We start from the raw sequence: 2,343 nt of genomic DNA on the forward strand, positions 1-2,343 counted from the left end.
AGGCATGTTCAAGCCCAAACGGGTCTTTGCCGGCTGACCCCTGTCGTCTAGAGCAATTCCAGGAAAAGTGTGAACGGTTTTCCGTTCGGAATTGCGTCAAAACAAAGAGTTAGAGTGGTTCGCCGTTTCCGTGAAACGGTGAACTGCTCTAATGTCGAGCCGGGACTCGCGCGAGGGGCACATGGCAAAGGCTGAGGCGATCAAGAAGCGGGCGCCGGTGAAAACAAGGCGGCCGCCGGTCGGTGCGTCGCCCGGCACGCTGATCGCCGACCCCTCGGCGCGGCGCAGCGAACTCAGGCTGACCCTGATCTCGCCGCAGAAATTCAAGACCATCGAAAACGCCAGCATCGACGACCTCAACACTCATTGCGACAAATGGCCGGTCCTCTGGCTCGACTGCACCGGCCTCGCCAACATTCCGCTGATCGAGGAGATCGGCCGCATTTTCAGCCTGCATCCGCTGGCGCTGGAGGACGTCGTCAACACCGGCCAGCGGCCGAAGGTCGATTTCTTCGAGGACCATGCCTTCGTCGTCGTCAGGATGATCGACGATGTCACGTCGCACCGCTATGAGCAGATTGCCGTCTTCTTCGGCAAAAACTTCGTCGTCACCTTTCAGGAACGTGAAGGCGATCCGTTCGATCCCGTACGCAAGCGCATCGAAAGCTCGGCGCCCAACCGGTTGCGTGCGCGGGGCGCCGACTATCTCGCCTATGCGCTGATCGATGCCGTCGTCGACAGTTATTTTCCGCCGATCGAGGCGGCTGGCGAGCTGGTCGACAGCATCGAGGACGAGATGCTGCATTCGACGCACAAGCATCAGATGCGGCAGCTGCATGAATTGCGGCGCGATGCCAATGTGCTGAAAGGCGTGCTGTGGCCGATGCGCGATGCGCTGGCGACGCTGATCCGCAACGACGTGCCCTATGTGAAGGCGGAAACCAAGATCTTTCTCAACGACACGCTCGACCATTCGCTCAGGCTGATCGAACTGGTCGAAACCCAGCGCGACATGCTGACCGGCCTGATCGAGATGCATCTGTCGCTGAGCCAGGCGCGCACCAACGACGTCATCAGCTATCTCACCATTGTCTCGGTCATCTTCATGCCGCTCACCTTCCTGGTCGGTATCTGGGGCATGAATTTCGATCCGGAGTCTTCGCCCTGGAACATGCCGGAACTGAAGGCCTATTACGGCTATCCCTTGTCGCTGCTGTTCATGGCGCTTGTCGCGTTCGGGTTGATCGCCTTCTTCAAATGGAAGAAATGGCTCTGACAAGGATAAATCAGGCCATTTCGGCCTGAAAAGCCGGCTTGTGAATTGGGCTGGTGTTTTCCGGGGAATTGCACTATATGCGCCGCAGCATAGCGCTAAGACGCTTTGCTTGCACCGGCCCCTGCTGGACGACATCCCGGCTGAGGGCGACCCGTTTCCTCAAACAGATAAGGAAAAACACGATGTCGATTACTGCCGAGCGCAAACAGGAATTGATGGGTGAATTCGCAACCGCCAAGGGCGACACCGGGTCTCCGGAAGTCCAGGTGGCCATCCTTTCCGAGCGCATCAAGAACCTGACCGACCATTTCAGGACCACAAGAAGGATAACCATTCCCGCCGTGGTCTGCTCGCCCTCGTCTCCCAGCGCCGCAGCCTGCTTGATTATCTCAAGCGCAAGGACGACGCGCGCTACCAGACGTTGATCGAGAAGCTCGGTCTGCGCCGTTGACGAATTGACCGGCGGGCTTTCTTCGGAGAGCCCGCCGGTCGCGCATTCTGCCAGTCGTATCGGCTGGCCAGACCCGGTTTCGATCGTGCAGAGGGCACTCGAAACCGCCCATGGACGGTCATGGGGCAGGATTGCAGGACGCTCGCGCGCGCTCGCCGCGCCGAAATTACCCGAGCTTCCCGTTGTCTTGCCCGTGGCTGCCCGAGAAAGGAAGCCAGGGAAAGGGCATCCGCGCACCGTGAAACGGCGCGGCCCTTTCCTCATATTAAGGACAAGACATGTTCAATCACCACAAAGTGGAAATCGAATGGGGCGGCCGTCCGCTCATCCTCGAAACCGGCAAGATCGCGCGCCAGGCTGACGGCGCTGTGCTCGCCACCTACGGCGAGACCAAGGTCCTCGCCACCGTCGTTTCGATGAAGGAGCCGAAGCCCGGCCTCGATTTCTTTCCGCTGACCGTCAACTACCAGGAAAAGACCTACGCCGCCGGCAAGATCCCGGGTGGCTATTTCAAGCGTGAAGGCCGTCCGAGCGAGAAGGAAACGCTGGTTTCCCGCCCCATAGACCGCCCGATCCGCTCGCTCTTCGCCGCAGGCAACAAGAACGACACCCAGAT

Annotated in this window: 1 protein-coding gene and 2 pseudogenes; all 3 read left to right on the forward strand. The window is 59.6% G+C overall.

Annotation, left to right across the window (positions count from 1 at the left end):
• Positions 1 to 181: 181 nt before the first annotated feature.
• The gene (corA, locus tag EN935_RS31555; RefSeq protein WP_127264275.1) at positions 182 to 1,276 is read left to right on the forward strand and encodes a magnesium/cobalt transporter CorA; all 1,095 of its coding nucleotides are present in this window, start codon (positions 182 to 184) and stop codon (positions 1,274 to 1,276) included.
• 182 nt (positions 1,277 to 1,458) lie between these two features.
• Positions 1,459 to 1,727, forward strand: a pseudogene (gene rpsO / locus EN935_RS31560) (30S ribosomal protein S15).
• A 278-nt stretch (positions 1,728 to 2,005) separates the two neighbouring features.
• Positions 2,006 to 2,343: pseudogene (locus tag EN935_RS31565) on the forward strand (polyribonucleotide nucleotidyltransferase); the annotation flags it as partial.

The organism is Mesorhizobium sp. M7D.F.Ca.US.004.03.1.1, assembly GCF_003998635.1.
GTDB classification, from domain to species: Bacteria; Pseudomonadota; Alphaproteobacteria; order Rhizobiales; family Rhizobiaceae; genus Mesorhizobium; species Mesorhizobium loti.

Bases quoted from the DNA above. Each gene is read 5' to 3' on its own strand.
- corA (WP_127264275.1), top strand. From the start codon at position 182: ATGGCAAAGGCTGAGGCGATCAAGAAGCGGGCGCCGGTGAAAACAAGG.